The following is a 24,349-nucleotide window of genomic DNA, read 5'->3' on the forward strand; positions in this document are numbered from 1 at the left end:
GTAATTAAGTTATTTTTAAGCAACAATATTACAAAATTTGATATAATCAATTTTGTAATGGTACCATAGCCAAGAGGCTAAGGCATGGGACTGCAACTCCCTGATCGTCGGTTCGACTCCGACTGGTACCTCCATAAAGAAACAAAAAACCTTTTTAAAGGTTTTTTTATTTTTTGATAGAATTAGATTATGGATAAAATGGAGGATGAAAAAATGGTATGTAGTACATGTGGTGCACCAGCTACTTGTTCAGTTACAACTGGACAGAATAGACAAAAGTTTATTGGTTTTAACAACTCAGTTAAAGTTGACAATTTAACAAGATTCTTTTGTAATGAACACGTTGGTGAAAATTTAACAAAAAGATCTAATGTTAGATAATAAGTGGGGAATTTATTTATATGGAAAAAGAATTTAGATCATTTGAAGAAATAAATGGTTCAAATGTAAATGAAAAAAGAGAAAATGAGATTGTAAAAAAATATAAAGGACTTTTAATTGCAAATTTAGTATTAAACTTTGTTCCAATTTTATTGTTTATTATACTTGGAATTTTAATACCCTATATTGCACTATATTTAGTGCCAATGTTAGTTATAATTGTGCCAATTATTATTATTTCTGGTTTACTTATAAAAGATCCAAAGAATAAAAATTTGGTTATTGCATTATACTTTTTATTAACTTTTTACAATTGAATTTCACTTATTTTAATTACCATTTATGGTTATAAATTAGATTTTTAGAGCTATGAATTAAGACAAACAATTATAAGTATTGTTTGTTTTTATTTTCAAATTAAACAATAAATAAAGCCTTTTAATTGTGTATATTTTTTAAAAATTAATTGAAAAATATACACAATCGTATTTAATTTGTTATAATAAATATTGTTGAATTTTAGATAATTCAGCACAAAATGAAAATTTGTATTATAATATTTTTGGTTGTTTTTATTACACATTATGCGCCCTTAGATCAATTGGATAGATCGTTTGACTACGGATCAAAAGGTTAGGGGTTCGAGTCCCTTAGGGCGTGCCATTATTAGAAACAATCAATGAATATTATTAAGCAATGATATTCATTAGAATCCGGGAAGTGGCTCAGCTTGGTAGAGCATTCGGTTTGGGACCGAAGGGTCGCAGGTTCGAATCCTGTCTTCCCGACCATTTAATTTAATATTATTTTTTATATATGGGCCCGTAGCTCAGCTGGGAGAGCACCTGCCTTGCACGCAGGGGGTCGACGGTTCGATCCCGTTCGGGTCCACCATATATATGGCGGGGTAGCTCAGTTGGTTAGAGCGCTCGGCTCATACCCGGGAGGTCAAGAGTTCAAGTCTCTTCCCCGCTACCATATATTTATATTTTATGGACCTTTAGCTCAGTTGGTTAGAGCATCCGGCTCATAACCGGATGGTCATTGGTTCGAGTCCAATAAGGTCCACCATAATTTGACTCCAAAAATGAATGCGCGAATTATGAGGGACATAATTTCAAAATTGAATTACGGAAGATTACCCAAGTCTGGCTGAAGGGGTCGGTCTTGAAAACCGAGAGTCGGGGAAACCCGAGCGGGGGTTCGAATCCCTCATCTTCCGCCATTTATATCGCGGGGTGGAGCAGTTGGTAGCTCGTCGGGCTCATAACCCGAAGGTCGTAGGTTCAAGTCCTGCCCCCGCAACCATTTTGGCCCCATAGCGAAGTTGGTTATCGCGCCTCCCTGTCACGGAGGAGACCACGGGTTCGAGTCCCGTTGGGGTCGCCATTATTATTGGTTTTGTAGCTCAGTTGGTAGAGCAGTTGACTGAAGCTCAACGTGTCGGCGGTTCAATTCCGTCCAAAACCACCATCCAAAGAAACTGTTAAATCTCTTTTATAAGAGATTTTTTTATTTTATAAAATGATTTTTATAGGGGTTGTATAAAATTTTAAATTCTATACAATTGAAATTAAAGAAAGTGAGATGTAAAAATGCTTAGAAAAATCAATAGTAAGTTAATTCTAAAAACTGCGTTTATTATTGCCTTGATAATGCATTTTTCATATTCACTAATTCAATCAACAGGAATTGTAGATACACATGAATCATTTTTAATTTTTGATAGATCAAGAGTTACTATGAATATTATTTTTGCTTTTGCATTATTAATTGCTATTATTACTGAATTTTCAAAATTCTTAAATATTGTTGAAAAAAATTCAATACATAAAGATTCATTAAAATGAATTATTCAAAGAGATAATTTAGTTTTATTTGCTAAATTAACTTTAATGACTGTGCCATTTGTAATAGCACAATTACTACGTTTCTTTTTAAAACATAGTTTAGATACAACTTCAGCATTTGATATTTTTGTTTTAACATGGGCATCATTTGCATTAGCATTGGCTATAATATCAATTTTAATGTATGCTGTTTATAAATTTATTTTTTCAAAATCATGAATTCAAACTCAAGATAAAGAAGTTGATTACTTAATTTGATCACTATATTTTGATGTAATGTTTTTAGATATTGAAAACTTTGATATAAATAATCAAGTAATTAAATTCGAAAATGAAATCGAACATTTTTTAGTGACAACAAATATTGAAAATGCAATCCAAACACAAATTATTTTTTCAGACATTTTAACTGATCAAAAAAAGGCGACAACTCCACCGCTTGTTTAATTTATTAAAATAAAATACTTTTAAATAACAAATAATTACCTAACAATAAAAAAATAATATAAAAATTAAAATAATGTTTTTGTAATAAACATTTATAGATAACAATTATTTTTATAATTATTTTTTTCTATACAAAAATTAAATTTAATAAATTAAACAGGAGAAAAAAACATGAAAAAATTAATAACACTATTGGGAGCTCTAGCAGTTACTGCTAGTGCTTCATCAACTGTAATTGCTTGTGGAAACCCAGGTGATACAGGAGGTAACGGAGGAGGAAATGAAAATCTTCCTGATAAAAAATTTGAATTAGAAAAAACAAGTATTGATATTGATACAGTTAATCCAGGATACATTAATATTACAAATTATGATGTATTAAATTCAAATTCAATGCCTTCGGAATTTGAAATCAGTGATCCTGAAGCACTTCAAGTTACTGTTTCATCAATTGATAAAGCATTAATAATTGCTCCATTAACAAATGAAACAATTAATGGTATTAAAGTTACTGTAAAATCTAAAATACATTCAGTTACACTTACAGTAAATGTAAAAAAAGCAGATAAGCAAGATCAAATGAAATTATCTGAAAAAGAAATAATAATGAATACTTCAAAAGAAGCAAGAATTAAAATTACCAATTTTGATTATTTAGTGCCAGAAGCAAAACCAAATAATGAATTTGAATTTAGTGAGTCTAATTACGCAACAGCAGAATATGATGATTCAAACCATGATATTGTAATTAAATCATTATCTAAGGAGATTAGTGATTTAAAACTTACAATTAAAACTAACAATAAAAAAGATGTAACAATCTCAATTAATATCAAAGCTGAGGTAATAGATTTATCTCAAGGAGAATATATTAAAAACATTATTGCTGGAAATATGGATGAATATGGAAATATCGATTCATCAATAGCTGTTGGTGATAAAGGATTTCAAATTACAGAAAAATCAGTTTTAACAAGCTTTAATGTTATGAATGGTGTCAATATTTCTGCAGATGATGTTGTTATTGAATCTGAAGAAGGAAGTGGAGATAATGGAATTGGTGCAACTTATTATATTTCAAGTAATGGTAATTCAGAGAATATTATTGGTGAAATAGAATTAACTTTAAACCAAGGAATTGATCCAAATGAATACTTTAGAAATAAGAATCTAGGAGAAATAAGATTATTTGAAGGTGCATTTAATAAATTAAATGAAGTTTTAAATTCAAAAGATGTAATAAGTTTAGGAGCAATGGTTTTTGAAGTTGTTGGAGATAGAAATAAACAATTAGAATATGTTAAAGCAAATTTTGTTAAAAATATGGGTGCAGCTGGACAAGCAATTATGAAAAATGCAGTTACAACTGCAACAACATTCCAAATTACAAATATGCCAGATTTAGGTGGAATTTTTGTAAAAGATCAAAATATAGAGTTCACATTTAAATTTGTAAAAGAAGATAGAATCACCTTTTATGAAGGATTACCAGAAAATAAAATGATAAATATTGAACCTGGTTCAAGTTATGAGACAGATAGAACTCCAGAGGGTCAAATTGCTTTAAAAACATATGTATATAATAGTTTAAATTCTAATTTCAAAGAAAAAATTACTTTAGATCATTTCTTAAGATTTAGTAAGGTTTTGTATGATCAACAATGAGTAAAATCAATAGATTGATTGGGATTTCCAACTTTCTATGAAGGAACATATACTAAAATAGATATTTTACCTGGTTCACCATTACTTTATGGTCATGATGGAGCAGCATATATTGGATATATCAATAATCCTGGAGGTCTTGCAGGAGCTTCTGGTGGAGGAAATCTAGAGAAATATGAAGAATCAGGTTCTTTAGATATAAAATATACAGCAGGAATGGGAGCATTTACAACAACAGGTTCAATGTCTGGTAATTTTTACCAAGGACATCCTGTAATAAATGTTTATGATTATGAAACTTCAGTAGGAACAATTAATCCAATTGATGATATTGAAATGTATGTTGGAGATTCTAAAACAATAGATATTTCAGGAACAAACTTAGAGTATAAAGATATTGAAGTTATTTCAAATACTAATTTTGTAACAGCTCAAATTGAAGACAAAAAATTAAAACTTACTTCTAATGAAGTGGGAAATGGTAATGTAACGCTAGCTGTAAAAGATAAAAGTAATAATAAAATAGATTTAAAAATAAACGTAATAGCAAAACCAATAATAAATACAGAATTAAATAATTTTACATTGACCAAAACAGAAGCAACAAAAACAATTTCATTCGAAATTGAGAATTTAAGAGATAGTGATAAAATAACTGTTGAATCTTCTAATACAAAAAGTAGTACAGTTAGTGAAATAACAAAAAATGATATTATGCAATATCAATTTGATGTAGTTTATGTCAATGCACCATTTTTAAATTCTAACTCAACTATTTCAATTAAAGTCAATGGAACAGAAATAAAATCATTTGTAGTAACAAGTTCAAATAAATAAAATAAATGAATAATCAAAAGCCTTTTTTCAAAAATTCTTTTAAGAATTTAATTAAAAACAAAATTCAGTTAATTACAATCATTATTTTGGTTTTTTTAACGTCTTTTGTTTTTACTCTTTCGTACTCTTCAATGAGTCGAATTGAAAATTCTTATAATGACTTTATTTCAGAACAATATAGTAACCAACATGACTTTGTAATTGATCTATCAAATACTTCATATAAAAACAATTATAATGAAGATAAATTTAAAACAATAACAGATGTTGATGTAAGAGATAACTTAGTGATGAGTTATCTTCAAGATAAATTAAAAGATAGCGAATATGAATTTAATATTGATAGAGTTGAGTCAAGATTATCAACTTTATCAAGTGAAAAAACATTAAAAGTTTTTGCATTGAACCCTGATCAAAAAGTTGATAAATTTGCTGTGAGTAAGGGAATGCAAATTGATTTGTGAAAGAAATATACACAAGCTACAAATAACTACACAGTTAGATGAGCCTATGTAAATGAACAGTTTGCTAAACAAAACAATATTCAAATTAATGATATTATTAGAATTCAAGATGATGAATATGGTTCAACTGTTTTAGTAAAAGATAGTGAAAAAAAATCAGTTGATATGTCAATTTATGATGGAATTGATATCAACTTATGAATAGATAGAACAGAATATAGTAATCAAAATTGATTTCAAGTTGTTGGTTATGGTTCAACTGCAGATTTTTCAACTCCAATTGTGGATGCAACAAAACCTTTACCAGATACTAAAAATGAAGGTTTAGTTTATGTAAATCCAATTTCATTTGGTTTACAAAATGTGTATTATAATTCTATTTATCCAGATAATGAATTTGACTTTAACAATACTGATTCAAGAAGAATTTGATATACAGATAGTGAATTAAAAACTAATGAAGTTTTAAAAGTCACTTCTGCCTCTGATAAAGAAATTAACTTTGTTGGAAAATTTATAAATAATACTAATATTAATGAAAAAATTGAAGTTTTAAATAAATATTTAACTAGTTTAGATAATCAAGGACACGGTATAAATTTATATACTAGTTACGAAAATAAAGTAAATAAAAATTTACCAATTGTAACTGGCCTTGGAGATAGTAACTATAATTATGCAAATAGAACAACAATGCTTCATTTAACAATTGTAATGTACAAAACATTTAGTTTTGCTGTAATGGGAGTTACTTTATCAATTGCAATTGTAATGTTGATTACAATGTTGAATAACCAAATTAAAAAAACTTTTGGACAATCAGGAGTATTAATGTCTCTTGGTTATAAAAAATCTTCATTAATTTGGTCAAATAGTTTATATCCATTATTCATATCAGTTACTGGAGGACTAATTGGATACATTGTTGGAATGTCTAGTCAAGATTTAATAATTAATATTTTTAACAATTACTTTGCAATTAATATGCAACCATTTAGTCTTTCGTGACAATCACTTTTAGTGACACTGTTGGGAATATTTACTCTTTTAGAAACGATTACATTAATTACATATTTTTACACATTTTCAAAATTTACACCTTTAGAAATGATAAATTTTGAAAGTAGAAGTGCAACAAATAAATTTAAATTAGGACTAAAAAAAATCTTAACTACAAGAAAAAAATTTGATTCAAGATTTAAGGGTGCAATTTTATCAAACTCAATTGCTAAATTAATGGCTGTATTTTCAGTTATGTTTGTCTCTTCTACATTAATTTCAATTGGAACAATCATGCCCCAAGTTTTAAGTGATAATAAAGTTAAAACTTATGAACAAAATAGTTTTGATAATATTATTGAATATCAATCACCAATATATAATAGTCCAACTAGTTTTTATAAAACTTATAATCCAAGTACTAGCTTGAAAGATTTTGATATTGATAATAGTGAAAACATTTTAGATATGTATATTCAAAACAATATCAATCAAAAAGTATATAATCCTTCAACTGATGTTGGAGCATTAAACGATATGACTTATAAAACAATTGATCTAGATTATTTAAAAAATCTTGATTTAACTATTGAATTACCAAGTGGTACTTCTTTAGAACAAAAAAATACTTTTTATAAAACAGTTATATTAAATTTATGAAGTGATTTAAAAAATTTCTCAATTGACAAATATTGAAATAAAGAAGATTTAAAAGAAATATTATTTAGTGATACTAAATCAAAAGAACACATTAATGATTTAGAAAAACTTAGACAATTTTATATTAAATATCGCTATACTTTAGGATTAGAAAAAGATCAACGAAGAGATGGTTATTTTACAAGAACTAAAACAAGTATTGTTCAAACTGAGGGCCCTGAAGAAGATGGAGGTCCATTAATATCAAATGAAGAATTTAAAGAAGGTACAGGTCTTAGACTAACAAAAGTAGATTTAAAAGAAGACGGTAGCATCTTAAATGATCAAACTTTTGATAGAAGTTTGTATGAATTTGTAAATACAGATGAATGAACAACAAGAAGACTTGATACTATAACACCAATTTATAATTGAATTATTGCTTTTTTCTATAACAATATTCAACAAGCTTTTTTACAAGGAATTTATAGTGAATTGCCTTCAATGATTAGAGATATTGTAAAAGAAGAATATGGAAAAGAAAATGGTAACTACAATATTACATTTGGAGTTGTTCCATATGATAATTCTCAAGAAGATATTGGTATTTATTTAAATGGATATGTAGGAAACGAAAGTATTAAAATTTATGGAATTAAAGAAGATAACAAAACTTTTAACTTATTTGATGAAAAACATCAGGTTTTAGAAGAAAAATTATTTAAGACAAAAAACTCAATTATTATTAATCAATCTTTTGCTAAAAGATTAAATTTAAAAGTTGGAGATAAGATTTCTATTAATCATATTATTGAGGCTTTAAATTATCAACAAGAAGAAGTTTCTTTAGATTCATGAGATACATCAAAAATTGATGCAACAAATACTCAGGGAAATACTAATTCATCAAATATTTATTCACACACAATGTTTGATTCAACACAAAGTGGATGAACAAATAGTTTAATTGGTGATCAAGATAGTGGTTTAGTTTATAAATCAAATGTTGATTTAACTTCAGAAAGTATGGTTGGTCCAACAAGTATGGTTGAAAATGTGGCTACTGGTAATGTTGCAATTGCAAATTACAGTTCATTATTTGAATACCAAGTTGTAGGAATAGCAGATCAATATGGAAATAATCAAGCATGAATTAATAATGATTTAGCAAAAACCATTTCAAAATATGAACAAACTGAAACAAAATTATTTGAAGTGTTTATGAAAGAATGATCAAATCCAGCCAATGCTGGTGAAAATGTGACAAAATTGAAACAATTTATTAATAGCGTTGATTCAAATAACGCATTTGAAGAATTCAAAAAGTTTACTCAAATCGAGGGCAATGAAATTTATTGAACTTTATTTGAAAATGAATATCCTTTATTTAACTATAAAACTTCTTTAGATAATTCACTAACAGATGTAACAAAGGGTTCTGCAACAACTCAAAGTTATGGTGATTATTCAATGTTTGGATTAAATGGAGGAAAAGCTGGAAATAATACATATACTGGAAACTCAGTCGCTTCAATTAGTAATTTAGTAAAAATTGATGAAGCTATTAAAGTAATGAATAGAATTAATGAAACAATTGATGCATTGATTTACTTTGTAATTGCTGTTGCCATTGTTTTAAGTATTATCATTATTTTATTAACAATTAATTTAGTAATATTTGAAAATTCAAAAATAATTGCAGTTATGAAAATTCTTGGTTACAAACCAAGCTACATTTCTAAACTATTTATTGGAATTTATGTTCCAGTTGCAATCTTTAGTTCATTTGTAGGATTTGGCTTCTCGTGATTAATTGTTTTATTAACAATAAAATCAATGACAGCAACAATTGTATTGCCTTTAATTTTCCAAGTTTGATATATTATCCCAGGAATATTGGGAACATGATTAATCTATGCAATTAGTACAGCAATTAGCTGAGGTTCATTAAAACGTGTAAGTATGTTGTTGGCTGTTCAAGGAGGATAGAAATATGAATAATTTAATGAAAAAATATTTAACAATATTTTCAACAATTGCTATAACATCTACAAGTGCATCAGCTGTTGTTTCTTGTACAAATAATGATACTGAAGATATTTATAGACCAGCTCCAATTATGCCAATTGCTAAAACTGGTTTTGAAAATGTTAATATTGAAGTCATTGATATGGAAAAAATAAATTATACTAATGAACTATTAACCGAGATTAATCAGCAATTAGAACTTGCAGGATATGATTTAAATAATATTGATTATCAAGTTTATAAAAATGAATCACAAATTAGTATTAAAGATGATTTATATAGAAATGGAAATTATCAATTTATAATTACTAATAAAAATAATGAAAATGATTCAATTACAGCAAGTATTTCAATTACAAATTCATTGCATTTAATGGATAATTTTAAAATTACTTCAATTGGTTCAATTTATGATCAACGTCCAAAATCTATTATGATGGCTTTAATGTTTTATAATTTAGATATGGTAAATGAATTGACAAATGTTGCTGTGCAATTGACAAATTCTTCAAATTATCAATATACAAACACAGGGGCCACATTATCAATAAATAATGAAGTACCAACAAGTAGGCCTACTCAATTTTATGGACAACTTGAATTAAAATACAATGTTGTTCCATTTGATAAGGACTCTGTTAATACTGAATGGCCTGTTACAATTGCTCAAATGGTTAAACTAGCTGTTAATAAAGATACTTTAGTAACAAATTTTGGAAGAGTTAATGGTAAAGACCCATATACTATTTTGATGTTATTTATTATGGAAAATTTAGCAAATCCTATGTATTGGGGATTATTCATTAATGATTTAGACTTAGATAATTTTACTGCTCAATTAATTGATGAACAAACTAGTACATATGAAATGAAATTTTATTCAAAATCTTATAATGATCAAGAATTACCTGAAAACCCAGATGATCAAAATGGAGAATATGATAAATTTGCTCATTATTTGAATGATGAACAAGGTATAATTTTAACATTTAGATATTTTGAATAAAGCGATTATCAAAGTGATGATTTTAATAAAAATATTAAAATTTCAAATATAATATTTTAGATAATAGTTATTAATTATTAACCTAATAATTCTTTAATATTTTGAAATATTTGCAAAAAAATCGTTGCAAAACAATATTTATTAGAATATAATAAATATTGTTTTCGGAGTATAGCTCAGTTGGTTAGAGCGCACCCCTGATAAGGGTGAGGTCGGTGGTTCAAGTCCACTTATTCCGACCATTAAAGAATTTACAGGCACTTTCATTTATGGAAGTGTCTTTTCTATATTTTAAGTAAAAAATGGAGGTGTAAACATGGATATAACAGAAAAATTTGTGGATCATGAATTTGATACTAATAATGTAACAAAAAATGGTAAAACTAAACGTCGTTTTTTTGCAACCGGACAATGATATAAAATTGCTTTAACATTGATTTTGTGATCTGTTTTACAAGAAATTGTTATGGCTTCAACAGATTTAATTGATAATATCTTTGTAAACTCTTTAAGAGATGTACATATTGGTGGTTATCAAGATTTTATAAATTACATTGATAATAGTGGTTGATCTAAAATTAGTAATGATTTACTTATTGAAATGGGATTGGCAAATTTCATTGGAGAAGGAATTTATTATTCTGCTGGACAAATAGCTGTTAATGGTGTTTCTGCAAGTAACCAATTATTTATCATAATGTTTGCAATGGTAACTGGTTTTTGTTATGGTGCTGGAATATTTGGGGCTCAATACTTTGGAGCAAATGAATTTCAAAAATTAAAACAAATAAATGCTTTAAAGATGTACTTAGTATTTGGAATTACTATGGTTTTTGCTTTATTTGCACTTCCTGGAATAACTCATCACTTAATTGGTTTTACGACACATCCCAACTATGATATGGTAGTTGATCCTTTAACAGAAACAACTGCTACAGATAAAGATAAAGTTTGAGAAATGTATAAATCAATTCAAAATGAAATGGCCAAATTAGCAACTCAAGAAGGAACAAATTATTATCGTATAGTTTCATTGAGTTATCCATTATTGACAATTAACCAAGTGGCTATTACAGCTTTAAGAGAAACAAGAAGACCATTTTACTCATTTTTTATGTCTGCAATTAGTTTAGTTGCTAATTTAACTTGTAATATCTTCTTAACTGCACCAACTTTCTTGGGTGATTTTCAAGGATTTGGAATTGAAGGAGCTGCTTTTGGGACAGTTGCTTCAAGAATTTTGCAGACTTTCTTTGTAATTGGTTTATTATCAATTAAAAGATTTGAATTTATTCCAAGTATTAGACACTTTAAAATTCAAAATGATATTTTAAGAAGATCACTTTCAAAAAGTTTACCAATTTTAATGAGTGAAACATTATTTGCCTTTGGAATGGTAATGCAAGTTAAATTAAGAGCACAATATTCAGTTGATTCTCTCTCTGCAAATGCAATGTATGAAACAATGCTAATGGCATTTTTCTCACCCATGTATCATGGACTTAATGCAGGAATTTCAACGTTAGTAGGAAATGAATTAGGGGCTGAAAAATTTGATCGAGCAAAATACAATGCTAAACATTTAATGAGATTAAGCTTTATAATTGGAATTGTATTTATGACAATTTTTTCTGGATTATCATTTGTTATTCCAAAATTAATTTTTCCACATACAACAGCTGAAGGATTACACATTGGAGAATGAATGATTTTCATGTATACAATGGTTTATCCAATTATTATGATTAATAACTGTGTTTATTCAATTTTAAGAGCTGGAGGTAATGTCTTTAGTGCATTTTCAATGGACTCTGGATATAACTGAGTTGTTCAAATTCCAATTTTAGCTTTATTAGTGTTGGCAAATTCTAATCAAGGTGGATTTATTAACATTAGTATTATTCATATCCATTTAATTTATTGTGCATTTGAAGTTTTAAAAATAATTCCTGCAATTATTTACTATAAACGTGAAAAATGAGTTACAAGTATAATTAGTGAAAAAATTGAGACTAAAAAAGTGAAACAAAAAAGAGAAAATACTTCAAAATAAAAGTATTTTCTCTTTTTTTCTAAACTTTTAAGTTGATTTAAGGTTATAATATGAAAGATTAAGAAAGAGGTGATAATCTATGAGTATTCCTTCCGTCATCGGTTGAAAATTAAATAAAGTTGAAATAATTAACGAGAGTGCCATGGTTATTGCCATTTCTATTTGTTAATTTAATCATGATCGCTCTCATAGAAGGAGAGACATGAAAAGAACTAAAACTAATTTTAAAGATAATAAATCAAATCAAATTAAAAATAATGTTTCACAGTTTTCTACTTATTCACAAAAAGATGTATTAAAGAAATTTAGTATTAACTCTTTTGGTTTAAATCAAAAACAAGTTGGTGAATTTAGAGAAAAATATGGATCAAATAAATTAAATGTTAAAAAATTTAATTTTCCTTTAGCATTTTTAAAATCATTTTTTAGTCCTTTCAATCTAATCTTAATAATTATTGATTCTTTTAGCTTTTATACTTACTTTAGTGCAGAAGACCAAACTGTTTTTGATTTGGTAGGAGCATTAATAGTTTTAACAATGATTCTTTTAAGTGGATTTATTACTTTTTTTCAAGAAATAAAATCACATATTGTAATTAAAAGAATGGCTTTTGATAATAAAAAAACTTGTAAAGTAATAAGAGATACAGAATTTTTAATCGATAATATTGATAATGCAAATTCTGTAAAACTTATTAAAATTGCACAAACACTTGATACAGAAGAAATTGTACCTGGAGATTTAATTTACTTATCAAATGGAGATTTAATTCCAGCAGATTTAAAAGTTCTGTGATCAAATAATTTATATGTAAATCAATCTGCTTTAACAGGAGAAGCTTTTCCTGTGCAAAAACAAGCAAATAATGGAAATAAAGAATATTTAGAATTTGAAAATATTTGTTACACTGGGACTAATGTCGTATCTGGTTCTGCTGTTGCTGTTGTTGTGGCAACTGCAAAACATACATACTTTTCAACAATTAATGATAAAGTTACAACAAAAAGACCAAAATCATCATTTGATCAAGGTATTAAAAAAATTACATTATTATTAATTTCATTTATGTTAGCAGTTACACCACTTGTATTTTTAGTATTTGGAATTCGCCCAGTGGGTGAAGATAAATGAGCAACAGCTGCAATGTTTTCAATTTCTATTGCAGTTGGTTTAACTCCAGAAATGTTGCCAATTATTGTGACAGCAAATTTATCAAGAGGTTATACAAAAATTAAGCAAAATGATGTTTTAATTAAAAACCTTGGTGCTGTGCAAAATATGGGAGCGATTGATATTTTATGTACTGACAAAACAGGAACAATCACAAGTGGAGAAATTAAACTTGATGATGTTTTTGATTTAACAAATTCTAAAAATCAATTTTTAAAAGAAATATTATATCTAAATAGTTATTTTCAAACTGGATTTACCAATCCAATTGATAATGCAGTTTTATTATCAAATAAAATTCAAAAGCCCCAAGTTGATACATATATTAAAGAATGAGAAGTTCCTTTTGATTTTAATCGCAAGATTTTATCTGTAATTTTGTCAAAAGCAGATCAAAAAGAGATTTTTACTAAGGGAGCAGTTGATGAAGTCTTAAATATATGTAATCGAGTTTATATTAATGGTGAAATTAAACCTTTAGATGAACAATTTATACAAAAAATAAAACTAAAAGCTGAAGAAATGAATAAAGATGGACATAGAGTAATTGCAATTGCGCACAATACTCTTGAAGATGAAGATATTGAAGAGGACTTAATTTTTTATGGGTTTGCAACATTCTTTGATGAACCCAAATCTACATCAAAACAAATTATAAAAACTCTATTAAATAGAGGTATTTCAACTAAAATTTTAACTGGAGATAGTGAAGTGATCACAAGAGCAATTTGTAAAAAAGTTGATTTTAAAATCACAAAACTATACACTGGAAAAGAAATAGAAGCAATGAATGAAACACAATTAACAAGAGCTGTTGAAAATGCAAATGTTTTTGTGAAGTTAAGTCCATTGCATAAATCTTTAATTATTAAAAAACTAAAAGAATTGGGTCATGTTGTTGGCTTTATGGGAGATGGAATTAATGATGCTCCTGTTCTAAGAGAATCAGATGTAGCAATCTCATTTAGTGATGCTTCAAACATTGCCCAAGATGCAGCAGATATTATTTTAATGAATGATTCATTAATGGTCTTAGAAACAGCAGTTCATGAAGGAAGAGTTAGTTTGGCCAATATCTTAAAATATATTAAAGTTACAATTGCATCTAACTTTGGTAACGTTTTAAGCGTATTAGTGGCATTATTTATTACTCTTGTAGAACCAATGCAACCAATTCATCTATTGTTACAAAATTTACTATATGATATTGTGATGTTTGCCTTTATCTTTGATAAAGTTGATGCTAAATTTACACAATCACCAAGACCTTTAAAAACAAAAAATATTATTTGGTTTACTATTATTAATGGACCTATAAGTTCTATTTTTGATATTGCAACCTTCTTAGTATTGTTATTTGCATTTAGAAGTCAAGTGGGTGTACCCCCAGGAATTACAGTTGATCCTGAATTAATTCCAGAACATGCCAAAGAAATGTTTAATGCTTCATGATTTGTTGTGGGATTAATGACTCAAACTGCTGTTATGCAAATGTATCGTACTGAAAAAATACCATTTATTCAGTCAAATGCTTCATGACAAGTAATTTGTTCAACAATTTTTGTTTGTGCAATGGCTATCGTTATTCCTTATTCACCAATTAATCATTATGTGGGTATGGAAACTCCACCATTAGCATTTTTACCAATTGCTTTAAGCTTTGTAATTGCATACATTGCTTTAGCACAACTTGTTAAAATGGGCTACATTCGCAGATTTAAAGAATGATTATAAAATTAATGGTTAAAATGATGATTAGTTTCACTAATCATCATTTTTTTATGTATAAAAAAATCGCATTTATTAATGCGATCAAAATATTAAAATTTACATTTATTTAATATTATCTTTTTGTTGAATAATTTTAGATTTCATTTTTTTAGCCAATAATTCTTCAACTCTAAGTTTTAATTTTTCAATTTCTTTACCATTTTCTTCAGAAATTTTTAATTGCTCATAACAAAGTTTTGCACAATTACTTGTAGATCGTGACATAATTCTCCTTTACTAATATTGTAAATTTTTGTAAGAAGTATTATTTTGATATAAGTTCAAAATTTATTTTACTTCTAAGGGCATTATAACAATTGAATGAAAAATATCTATTAATTATTCTCTAATTCTTTAATTTTTAATTTCAAAATATTAATTTCTTGAGTTTGAGCTTCATTAATTTGTATTTGTTTTGCATAATATTTTTCACATTTTCTGGTAAGTTTTGGTATAAATTTTTCCTTATTTATAATAATAAAATTATTATAAGCAGATACAAATTTATTAAATTCTTGAATCTCAGTTAGATTCATTTTCATTAATTGTTCACTTTTAATAAGTCATTTTTTATTTATTTCATCATAAACTACTTTAAACTTTTTCTCCATAAATTTTATAAATAATTGTGAATCATGATTAACATTATAATTTTCTTTAACTAATCATTCTAAAATATATTTATTTGCAATACTTTCAAAAGTTACAAAAATAATTTTACTTTCAAGAATTTCTAAGTGATTATTATTTTTAAACATTATTTCAACTCCTTTTTAGTTTAAAAAATAGAGATATTATTTATCTCTATTATCTTTATCGTCAAAAAAAATAGATTTTTGCCATTTTTTTAAATTTTTATATAATCCTAATCTTAATTGGTTTTTTGATTTTCAAATATTTAATGTAAAATTATCTAAGTATAAGAGGTGTAACAAAATGGAATTTTCACATAAAAAAATAGAAAAGAAATGACAAAAATTTTGAGAAGAAAATCATACTTTTAAAACAACAGACATTCATGATAAAAAAGCCTATATTTTAGATATGTTTCCTTATCCAAGTGGTGCTGGATTACATGTTGGCCATCCCAAAGGATATACTGCAACTGATGTTTTTGCAAGAATGAGAAGAATGCAACAATATGATGTCTTACACCCAATTGGTTGAGATGCTTTTGGGCTTCCTGCAGAACAATATGCTTTAAAAACAGGAAATGATCCAAGAGAATTTACTGCTAAAAATATTGTCACATTTAGAAATCAGTTAAAAACATTGGGATTTAGTTATGATTACAACAAGGAAGTTAATACAAGTGATCCAAATTACTACAAAATTACACAATGAATTTTTCAACAACTTTACAAAAAGGGATTGGCAGAAATAAGAGAAGCCAATGTTAATTGATGTGAAGGTTTAGGAACAGTACTTGCAAATGAAGAAGTAATTTCTGAAAATGGTAAAATGGTTTCTGAAGTTGGTGGTTTTGAAGTTATCAAAAAACCAATGAAACAATGAGTATTAAAAATTACTAAGTATGCTGATCGTTTACTTGAAGGATTAGAAACACTTGATTGACCTCATTCAGTGAAAGAATTACAAAAAAACTGAATTGGAAAATCAACAGGTCTAACAATTGATTTTAAAGTAGAAGATTCAAATGAAAATATTTCAGTTTTTACAACAAGAGCAGATACTATTTTTGGAGTATCTTATATTGTACTTGCACCTGAAAATGACTTAGTATTAAAAATTGCTAATAAAAATAATTTAGTTGAAGTGCAAAATTATGTTACACTTGCAAAAACTAAAACTGATGTTGAAAGACAAGATGATTCCAAAGAAAAAACGGGAGTCTTTACAGGAACTTATGCAATCAATCCATTTACAAATGAAAGTGTCCCAGTTTGAGTGGCAGATTATGTTTTAAATGATTATGCAACTGGAGCTGTAATGGCAGTACCAGCTCATGATGAAAGAGATTGAAAATTTGCAACTAAATATGATTTACCAATTAAATTTGTAATTGAAACGAAGGATGAATCAAAAGCATTTATTGGAGAAGGAAAACATATTAACTCTGATTTTTTAGATGGTTTAGATCGTATTGAAGCCTTAGAACTAATGACCAAAAAAGCTCAAGAAATGAATGTGGGACAAGTTAAAGTTAACTATAAATTAAGAGATTGATTATTTTCAAGACAAAGATTTTATGGTGAACCTTTCCCAGTATTATTTTTAGAAGATGGAGAAATTGCTTTAATTGATGAAAAGGATTTACCATTATTGCTTCCTCAAACAGATTATATTAAACCTTCAGGAACTGGAGAATCACCTCTAGCAAACTTAACAGATTGAGTAAATATTGAATATAATGGCCAAAAAGCAAAAAGAGAAACAAATACAATGCCTCAATGAGCTGGATCATGTTGATATTACTTGGCCTATATTTTAACAACTAGTCCAAATAATTTAATTGATATTAATTCTAAAGAAGCTATGCAATTATTTAAAAAATGATTGCCAGTTGATTTATATATTGGTGGTCAAGAACATGCGGTTTTACATTTAATGTATGCTAGATTTTGACATCAAGTGTTATTTGATTTAAATGTTGTGCCAACTGCAGAACCATTTCAAAAATTAATTAATCAAGGAATGATTTTGGCAGATAATGGTGAAAAAATGTCTAAATCAAAAGGTAATGTTATTAATCCTGATGAAATCATTGAATCACATGGAGCAGATACTTTAAGATTATATGAAGTATTTATGGGACCCCTTGAAGCATCATTACCTTGAAGTTACAAAGGATTGGATGGCGCACGAAAATGACTTGATCGTGTCTATCGTATGATTGAAAACATTGAATTAACTGAAAATAATAATAAAAATCTTGATTTTGTTTTCAATGATGTTGTTAAAAAAGTGACAAATATGATTGAAGATTGCAAATTTAATACAGCAGTTTCACAATTAATGGTATTTGTAAATGCAGTTTATAAAGAAGAGGGACCAATATATAGACCTTATATTGAAAATTTCTTAAAAATGCTTTCAGTTTATGCACCACATTTAGCAGAAGAATTATGAGAAAAAATTGGAAACCAAGCAAGTGTATGTCTTGAAGAGTGACCAAATTATGATGAAACAAAATTAGTTCTAGACACAGTAACAATTGCAGTCCAAATTAATGGTAAATTAAGAGCTACTTTTGAAGCAAGTAAAGGAATGTCTAAAGAAGAAATGCTTATAAAAGCAAAAGAAATTAGCAATGTTCAAGAATTTTTAGCAGGAAAAGAAATTATTAAGGAAATTGCAGTTCCAGATAAAATTGTTAACTTTGCAGTTAAATAGCACATAAGTGTTATTTTTTTTTATACACTTTAATTATGGGTAAATATATGAGTAATTATCCGGGTGTATTGTTTATAAAAACTTTAATTAAGAAAGGAAAAAAAGATGAAAAAATTATTAAGTTTATTAGGAGTTGTATTAATTTCAGCAACTGGTATTTCAAATATTGTAGGAAATGAGTAACTTAATATTAAAATCTAAATTAGTAAAAAAATCAAAAACTAATAATAGTTTGAATATTCAGACTAACAATTTAACTGAAAAAACTAGTCAAAAATTAAATAGTGAGAATTCAATGTTAATTAATGAAATATTAAATGAAAAATGAAGGAGATTTATCTCCACAAGAATCAAAGAAATACTCTGAAGTATTTTCTCTAGATATTTTAGAAAAATATAATAAAGTAAATTTTGATATTTTTAAGGATGCATATGCATCTTTAGAATTGAGCTATGATTATAAATTAAATGCAGATTCTAAAGAAACTTCAACAGATTCTGATAATGCAATTGGTAAAAACGTTGGTCTAACATTTAGTTTTAATACTATAGCAAGTCAATGAACTACAATAGCTGATATTGCAGAACTTAATACAAAACATATAACTAATTGAACTAAACTCGTTGTAAAATTAGAGGCCAAAAAAATTATGAAGCTAGAACAATAAGGTTTAGATTAACATTTAATGGAAATATAAATATCAAAAGATTTTTTGCATATCATTCATAATAAGGAGATATAAAAATGGTAAAAATTGAAAATTTATCAAAAAAATATGGAGTAGGTGCAGGTAATTTAAAAATAAATCTTTCAATTAAAGAGGGAGAAGTATATGGACTTGTTGGTCCAAATGGCGCTGGTAAAACTACTTTAATTAGACAAATAATGGGTTTTGTAAAACCTGATGAAGGAGCTATTACAATTAATGATTTAGTTCCTTGAACACAAAGGGATACTATTATGGCATTTACTGGATATGTTGCTGGCGAAATTGCACTGGCAGAACACATGAAGGGAATAACTTTTTTAAAACTTTGTGCAAGTCTAAAGGATAATGTTGATTGAGATTTTGTTGAACGCTTAATTATCTTTTTTGAACTTGAAGTTGATAAAAAAATTAAAAAAATGTCAAAAGGAATGAAGCAAAAGTTAGCAATTATTGCAGCAACAATGAATAAACCAAAATTTTTAGTACTCGATGAACCTACATCAGGTCTAGATCCAATCATGCAAGAAAAATTTAATTCTTTAATAGAAGAATTGTTAAAGAAAAATACAACAATTTTAATCTGTTCACATATTTTTTCTGAAATTGCACTTTTAGCAAATAGAGTTGGAATTATAAATCATGGAAAACTTATTGATGAATTTGATATGAAAGATAATGATTTAAATTATTTAAATGAAAGATTTAAAACTTTATTTAAAGAGGTGATTAAAATATAATGAAATACTTGTTTATTAAAAATACAATGGTAAAAAGCCAGATGCGTTCAAATCTTTGATTAATTGTATTTTTTGCTACTATATGGCTTATTTATACTTCTATTATTTTAATAGTACTTAATTCTGCAAACGGAGGAGAAAAAGTTGCTTTTCGAAATTATTGAATTGGGGAAGTAGCTAATTTAGGAGTTTATGATATTGATAGTGGTGGAATTGCTAATATACTTGGATATACAATAGTTGGAGCACCAACTATTGTATATGGCTCAATTGTATCTATTTTTTTTATTGCCAATGGAATTAACAAAGAAATAAAAACAGGGCAAATTTATGTATGAATGACAGCTCAAAGAACAAGAACAAATATTTTTTATTCAAAATTATTTTCAATATGGGCTTCAATAGTCATTATATTGCTTCCTTCAATTTTGGCAACTTTAATTTTTGGAGCAACAGCTAAAGATGCAAATAAATACTTTATATTATTAATAGTTGATTGCTTAGGAATTATTATTTTTACTTTTATGATGTCAACAGTATTTTCAATAATTGCGATTGCATTTATTAATGCAAATTATTGAGGTAATTTAATAAATTCTTTAATAATTTCTTATATGATAGTTACAGAAATAGTAGTAACAATTTTTCACAATGGTTTATTATCAGAAAATTGACAATGAGTTGAGTATATAACTATTCAATCTTTATTTGTAAAGTCCTTAATATTTAGTTCAGTTGAAATACCAAGTGACATATCGGATTGAGAGTTAGGAGTTTATGAATTTTATGGTAAATTCAATATTTTTGGACAATCTTGGGGGTGACAATATATATCTCCAATTGTAAATATTGGATTAATTTGTATTATAAGTTATGGAAATAATGAAATTTTCAAACAAAAAGATCTTCATATTTAAAATTTTTAATTAATAAAGAGCAACTTTAATAAAGTTGCTCTTTATTTTTCCAATTTTATGATAATAAAATAAAAATATTTTCCATTTATTGTATACAATATGTACATTATTGTATACAATAAAGTTGTTTCTTATAAAAGAAATGCTAGGAGAGAAAAGATGAAACTTGTTTTAACTGAGGATGAAATTAACAGGTTTGACCTTAGAAAGGCTAGGGGGCAAACTAAAGTTGATAAGACAAAAGAAAAACTGAGAAAATATGAAGAACGTCAAATGCTTTTATTAGAAAAGCAGATCGGTAAAGCTAAAATTTCTCATGAAAAATCAATGATTAAATTGAATGAAAAAAGAAGTCAACAAATCATTAAATTAAATAATAAAAATGCCAGTGAGCAAATGATTGCAGGTATTAATGCCTATTTTGATAATCGTATTAAGGATAAAGAAGAAGATTTTGATATTCTAAATCAAAACTTTTCATTAGCCAAAGAAGATTTGATTAATGGGGTTGCGGATACAAACTCAAATAATATTAGAATTTATGTTGAATCTGTTGAGACTAAAATTGAAAAAATTACATTTAAACGTAATTGGAAACAAATTAAAGCAGAATTGGAAGAATCAATTCAAGACAAAAAAATATTAAAAGAAGAAAAAAGAATTAGATTTGAACAATTAAGTCATGAAACTAAACTTTATACACCACTTAGTATTAAATGAAAAAATTACTGAGAAAGTGTTGGGGTAAAATGATCTTTATGAAAAATGAATACTAAATTATCTTTAATAAAATGTAAGAATTATTCATTTAAAGAATGAATTACTATTAAAATTTGAACAATTCCTATGTGAATGTACTTAACATTTGCAGGTATTCTAACTGCCTCTATTCTAACAGATACAGTAGAAGCAAATATGATTTATGGTCCTGCAATTTTGTTAATTATTGCAATTATATCAGGAGCCATATTTAGCAAAATTCCAATTTGAAAAAAATACTTTGGGGGAGCAGTTATGGGATCAATGTTTGTTGGTGCTTTTCTAGTATACTTTGGAGTATTTTATAAAGGAGATAATGGAGTATATGACTCTGTTGCAATGTGATTTAAAAATCAAGATTTCTTAAGTCTATATATTTCTGTATTACTAGTTGGTGCAGTTTTATTAATTCCAAGAAAAATGATTATTAAAGCAACTGGAGGATTCTTTATTTTAATTATTGCAGGTACTGCATTGGGATTATTATTTGGACTTTTAGGATCATTAATTACTGGAATGGATATGAAAGAATTAATTTTATACTATGCATTACCAATTTTAGCTGATGGTAATGGGGGAGGTATTCAACCAATTGGTGCAATTGCTGGAAAATTTGGTTATTCAGAAGAATTATGAATTTCAAGAGCACTAGCTATTTCAACATTAGCTTCAATTATGTCAGTAGTTGCTGCAGCTATTGTTAATGGAATTGGAAAATCAAAACCTTCTCTATCTGGAGATGGAAAATTAATGTTAAGAGATATTCACACAGTGGATAGAACTTCAAAAGCAAATGACAGAAACATTGCAGCGTCATTGTTAATGATATTTATGATTTATATTCTTTCTGATTTATTTGAAAAAGCAATTTTTACAGAAGATAGAATTGGACTTTTAATTCCTAACTTTGCTTGAATGATCGTTATTTGTTTAGTATTAAACTTATGTAATATTGTTCCTAGAGAAATGAAATTAGGAGCAGAAAAAATTAATAAATTTATTTCAAAACAAACAACTTGATTATTAATGGTTGGTGTTGGTATTATTTACATCAACTTAGAAGAATTTATTAAAGCATTAAATGGTGAAGCTATATTTATTACAATGCTATTTGTTATTGGAGCAACTATTGGGCCAATGTTATTGGCAAAACCATTGAAATTTAATGCAGTTGAATCTGCTGTATCTGCTGGATTATGTATGACAGCACAAGGTGGAAGTGGAGCTATTGCTGTTCTTGGAACATCAGAAAGAATGGAACTAATGCCATTTGGTCAAATTACTTGTAGAATTGCAGGTAGTGTTGTGCTAATTTTTGCAGCCATTGCATTTGCGCAATATCCACCAGTAGACTCAGAAATGCCACAATTCCTTGTATATTAGAAAAAGGTGAAAGAATGAACAAAATTATTGTAGGAAGTATTGAGTCAGGAGATCTAATGATAACTCTGAGTCAAAATAGTGATATTAAAAAGAATGAGATAAAACTAACATCAAGATTTCTTCAACAATATGGTGAAGAAATTAAAGAAATTATAAATAATATATGTTTAGAAAAAGGAATTGAAGGATTATTAATTGAAGTAAATGATCAAGGTGCAATTCCAGCTGTAATTAGAGCTAGAACAAAAACTGCTCTTGAAAGATTTAAAGAACAAAATGGCTAATTTTGTGCAAAAAAATCAAAGAAAACATATGTTGTTTATTCCAGCTGACAAACCAGCAATGTATCGTGATGCTATTTTATATAAAGCTGATACATTAATGTTTGATTTAGAAGATGCTGTTGCATATCAAGAAAAAGATGCTGCAAGACAGTTATTAATTGAAGTATTAAATGATATTGATTACAATGCACATGGGATTGAAACTTGTGTAAGAATTAATGGAGTTGATACAGAATTTTATGAAAAAGATATTGAAGCTTGTGTTAAAGCAAAAGTAAATATGATTCGTATTCCAAAAGCAGAAACAATTGAAGAAATTGAAGAAATTGAAAATGTACTTAAAAAATATGAACAAAAGTATGAATTAAATTATGAAATTAAATTCTTTATTGCAATCGAAAGTGCAAAAGGAGTTTTAAATGCATATGAAATTGGATCAAGTTCTAAAAGAATTGTGGGTATTGCACTTGGAGGAGTAGATTATTTATTAGATATGAAAGCCAATAAATTACCAAATAGAGAAGAATTATTATATGCGCGTCAGCATTTAGTACATGTTGCAAGAGCTTTAAAAATTGATGCTTTTGATGTAATTTATCCAAATACTGCAGATGCTGAAGGCTTTATCAAAGAATTTAAATTTATCAAATCATTAGGATTCAATGGTAAATCTGTTATTCATCCAAATCAAATTACTTTAATTAATGAAATATATAAACCAAGTCAAGCCGAACTTGAATTTGCATTAGAAATGAAAGAAGCATTTGATGAAAATATTAAGCAAGGGAAAGGAGTATTTCTTTTCAAAGGTCAAATGGTTGATAAACCTGTTGTTGATAAACAACTAGAAATTATTGCATTGGCTAAAGAATTTGAAATGTTAAGTGATAAGTAA

18 protein-coding genes and 11 tRNA genes are annotated in these 24,349 nt (G+C 27.0%); 27 read left to right on the forward strand and 2 right to left on the reverse strand.

The window, feature by feature from the left end; all coding sequences use genetic code 4:
- Positions 1 to 59: 59 nt before the first annotated feature.
- The 19 genes from SCULI_RS00785 (at position 60) to mgtA (ending at position 15,274) form a co-directional block, all read left to right on the forward strand.
- Positions 60 to 134, forward strand: a tRNA-Cys gene (locus tag SCULI_RS00785).
- Positions 135 to 213: 79 nt separating this feature from the next.
- A complete protein-coding gene (locus tag SCULI_RS05665) occupies positions 214 to 381 on the forward strand; it encodes a hypothetical protein (protein ID WP_158499952.1) in 168 nt (55 codons plus the stop codon).
- Positions 382 to 401: 20 nt separating this feature from the next.
- Positions 402 to 746 (forward strand): hypothetical protein, encoded by a 345-nt coding sequence (locus tag SCULI_RS00790; protein WP_025362738.1) that lies wholly within the window; start codon positions 402 to 404, stop codon positions 744 to 746.
- Between the two features lie 221 nt (positions 747 to 967).
- Positions 968 to 1,044 (forward strand) — tRNA-Arg (locus SCULI_RS00795).
- Positions 1,045 to 1,095: 51 nt separating this feature from the next.
- Positions 1,096 to 1,172 (forward strand) — tRNA-Pro (locus SCULI_RS00800).
- A 27-nt stretch (positions 1,173 to 1,199) separates the two neighbouring features.
- Positions 1,200 to 1,275, forward strand: a tRNA-Ala gene (locus SCULI_RS00805).
- A gap of 7 nt (positions 1,276 to 1,282) precedes the next feature.
- Positions 1,283 to 1,359 (forward strand) — tRNA-Met (locus SCULI_RS00810).
- Between the two features lie 16 nt (positions 1,360 to 1,375).
- Positions 1,376 to 1,452, forward strand: a tRNA-Ile gene (locus tag SCULI_RS00815).
- Positions 1,453 to 1,513: 61 nt separating this feature from the next.
- A tRNA-Ser gene (locus SCULI_RS00820) sits at positions 1,514 to 1,606 on the forward strand.
- Between the two features lie 7 nt (positions 1,607 to 1,613).
- A tRNA-Met gene (locus tag SCULI_RS00825) sits at positions 1,614 to 1,689 on the forward strand.
- A gap of 4 nt (positions 1,690 to 1,693) precedes the next feature.
- Positions 1,694 to 1,770 (forward strand) — tRNA-Asp (locus SCULI_RS00830).
- An 8-nt stretch (positions 1,771 to 1,778) separates the two neighbouring features.
- Positions 1,779 to 1,854: transfer RNA gene (locus SCULI_RS00835), tRNA-Phe, on the forward strand.
- 122 nt (positions 1,855 to 1,976) lie between these two features.
- Complete coding sequence (locus SCULI_RS00840; protein WP_025362739.1) at positions 1,977 to 2,678, forward strand: hypothetical protein; 702 nt, start codon at positions 1,977 to 1,979, stop codon at positions 2,676 to 2,678.
- Between the two features lie 171 nt (positions 2,679 to 2,849).
- Entirely contained in the window at positions 2,850 to 5,180 is a 2,331-nt protein-coding gene (locus SCULI_RS00845) for a lipoprotein (RefSeq protein ID WP_025362740.1), read from the forward strand.
- A gap of 131 nt (positions 5,181 to 5,311) precedes the next feature.
- Positions 5,312 to 9,271, forward strand: coding sequence for an ABC transporter permease (locus SCULI_RS00850; RefSeq protein WP_158499953.1), 3,960 nt, complete (start codon positions 5,312 to 5,314; stop codon positions 9,269 to 9,271).
- A gap of 4 nt (positions 9,272 to 9,275) precedes the next feature.
- A complete protein-coding gene (locus SCULI_RS00855) occupies positions 9,276 to 10,316 on the forward strand; it encodes a lipoprotein (RefSeq protein ID WP_025362742.1) in 1,041 nt (346 codons plus the stop codon).
- A 165-nt stretch (positions 10,317 to 10,481) separates the two neighbouring features.
- Positions 10,482 to 10,558 (forward strand) — tRNA-Ile (locus SCULI_RS00860).
- A 74-nt stretch (positions 10,559 to 10,632) separates the two neighbouring features.
- On the forward strand, positions 10,633 to 12,369 hold the full coding sequence (locus tag SCULI_RS00865; protein ID WP_025362743.1) for an MATE family efflux transporter: 1,737 nt from the start codon (positions 10,633 to 10,635) through the stop codon (positions 12,367 to 12,369).
- A gap of 202 nt (positions 12,370 to 12,571) precedes the next feature.
- Positions 12,572 to 15,274 carry a magnesium-translocating P-type ATPase gene (gene mgtA / locus SCULI_RS00870; protein ID WP_025362744.1) on the forward strand — a complete coding sequence of 901 codons (2,703 nt, stop codon included), beginning with the start codon at positions 12,572 to 12,574 and terminating at the stop codon, positions 15,272 to 15,274.
- 99 nt (positions 15,275 to 15,373) lie between these two features.
- Here the strand turns inward: mgtA and SCULI_RS05670 are convergent, their stop codons facing one another.
- Complete coding sequence (locus SCULI_RS05670; protein ID WP_158499954.1) at positions 15,374 to 15,535, reverse strand: hypothetical protein; 162 nt, start codon at positions 15,533 to 15,535, stop codon at positions 15,374 to 15,376.
- Positions 15,536 to 15,645: 110 nt separating this feature from the next.
- A complete protein-coding gene (locus SCULI_RS00875; RefSeq protein WP_025362745.1) occupies positions 15,646 to 16,068 on the reverse strand; it encodes a hypothetical protein in 423 nt (140 codons plus the stop codon).
- 178 nt (positions 16,069 to 16,246) lie between these two features.
- Here SCULI_RS00875 and leuS point away from each other — a divergent pair, with 178 nt between their 5' ends.
- From leuS to SCULI_RS00910, 8 genes are all read left to right on the forward strand, one after another.
- The gene (gene leuS, locus SCULI_RS00880; protein ID WP_025362746.1) at positions 16,247 to 18,664 is read left to right on the forward strand and encodes a leucine--tRNA ligase; all 2,418 of its coding nucleotides are present in this window, start codon (positions 16,247 to 16,249) and stop codon (positions 18,662 to 18,664) included.
- A 105-nt stretch (positions 18,665 to 18,769) separates the two neighbouring features.
- Entirely contained in the window at positions 18,770 to 18,847 is a 78-nt protein-coding gene (locus SCULI_RS05820) for a lipoprotein (protein ID WP_158499963.1), read from the forward strand.
- Positions 18,848 to 18,981: 134 nt separating this feature from the next.
- Positions 18,982 to 19,332, forward strand: coding sequence for a hypothetical protein (locus SCULI_RS00885; RefSeq protein ID WP_025362747.1), 351 nt, complete (start codon positions 18,982 to 18,984; stop codon positions 19,330 to 19,332).
- Positions 19,333 to 19,409: 77 nt separating this feature from the next.
- Positions 19,410 to 20,111, forward strand: coding sequence for an ABC transporter ATP-binding protein (locus tag SCULI_RS00890; RefSeq protein ID WP_038647986.1), 702 nt, complete (start codon positions 19,410 to 19,412; stop codon positions 20,109 to 20,111).
- Positions 20,111 to 21,028 (forward strand): ABC transporter permease, encoded by a 918-nt coding sequence (locus tag SCULI_RS00895; RefSeq protein WP_025362749.1) that lies wholly within the window; start codon positions 20,111 to 20,113, stop codon positions 21,026 to 21,028. The genes SCULI_RS00890 and SCULI_RS00895 overlap by 1 nt, the downstream gene beginning before the upstream one ends.
- 159 nt (positions 21,029 to 21,187) lie before the next feature.
- A complete protein-coding gene (locus tag SCULI_RS00900; protein WP_025362750.1) occupies positions 21,188 to 23,170 on the forward strand; it encodes a 2-hydroxycarboxylate transporter family protein in 1,983 nt (660 codons plus the stop codon).
- Between the two features lie 14 nt (positions 23,171 to 23,184).
- The gene (locus tag SCULI_RS00905) at positions 23,185 to 23,454 is read left to right on the forward strand and encodes a citrate lyase acyl carrier protein (protein WP_025362751.1); all 270 of its coding nucleotides are present in this window, start codon (positions 23,185 to 23,187) and stop codon (positions 23,452 to 23,454) included.
- Positions 23,447 to 24,349 (forward strand): aldolase/citrate lyase family protein, encoded by a 903-nt coding sequence (locus SCULI_RS00910; RefSeq protein ID WP_025362752.1) that lies wholly within the window; start codon positions 23,447 to 23,449, stop codon positions 24,347 to 24,349. The genes SCULI_RS00905 and SCULI_RS00910 overlap by 8 nt, the downstream gene beginning before the upstream one ends.

The organism is Spiroplasma culicicola AES-1 (assembly GCF_000565175.1).
In the GTDB taxonomy this organism is placed as follows: Bacteria; Bacillota_I; Bacilli_A; order Mycoplasmatales; family Mycoplasmataceae; genus Spiroplasma_A; species Spiroplasma_A culicicola.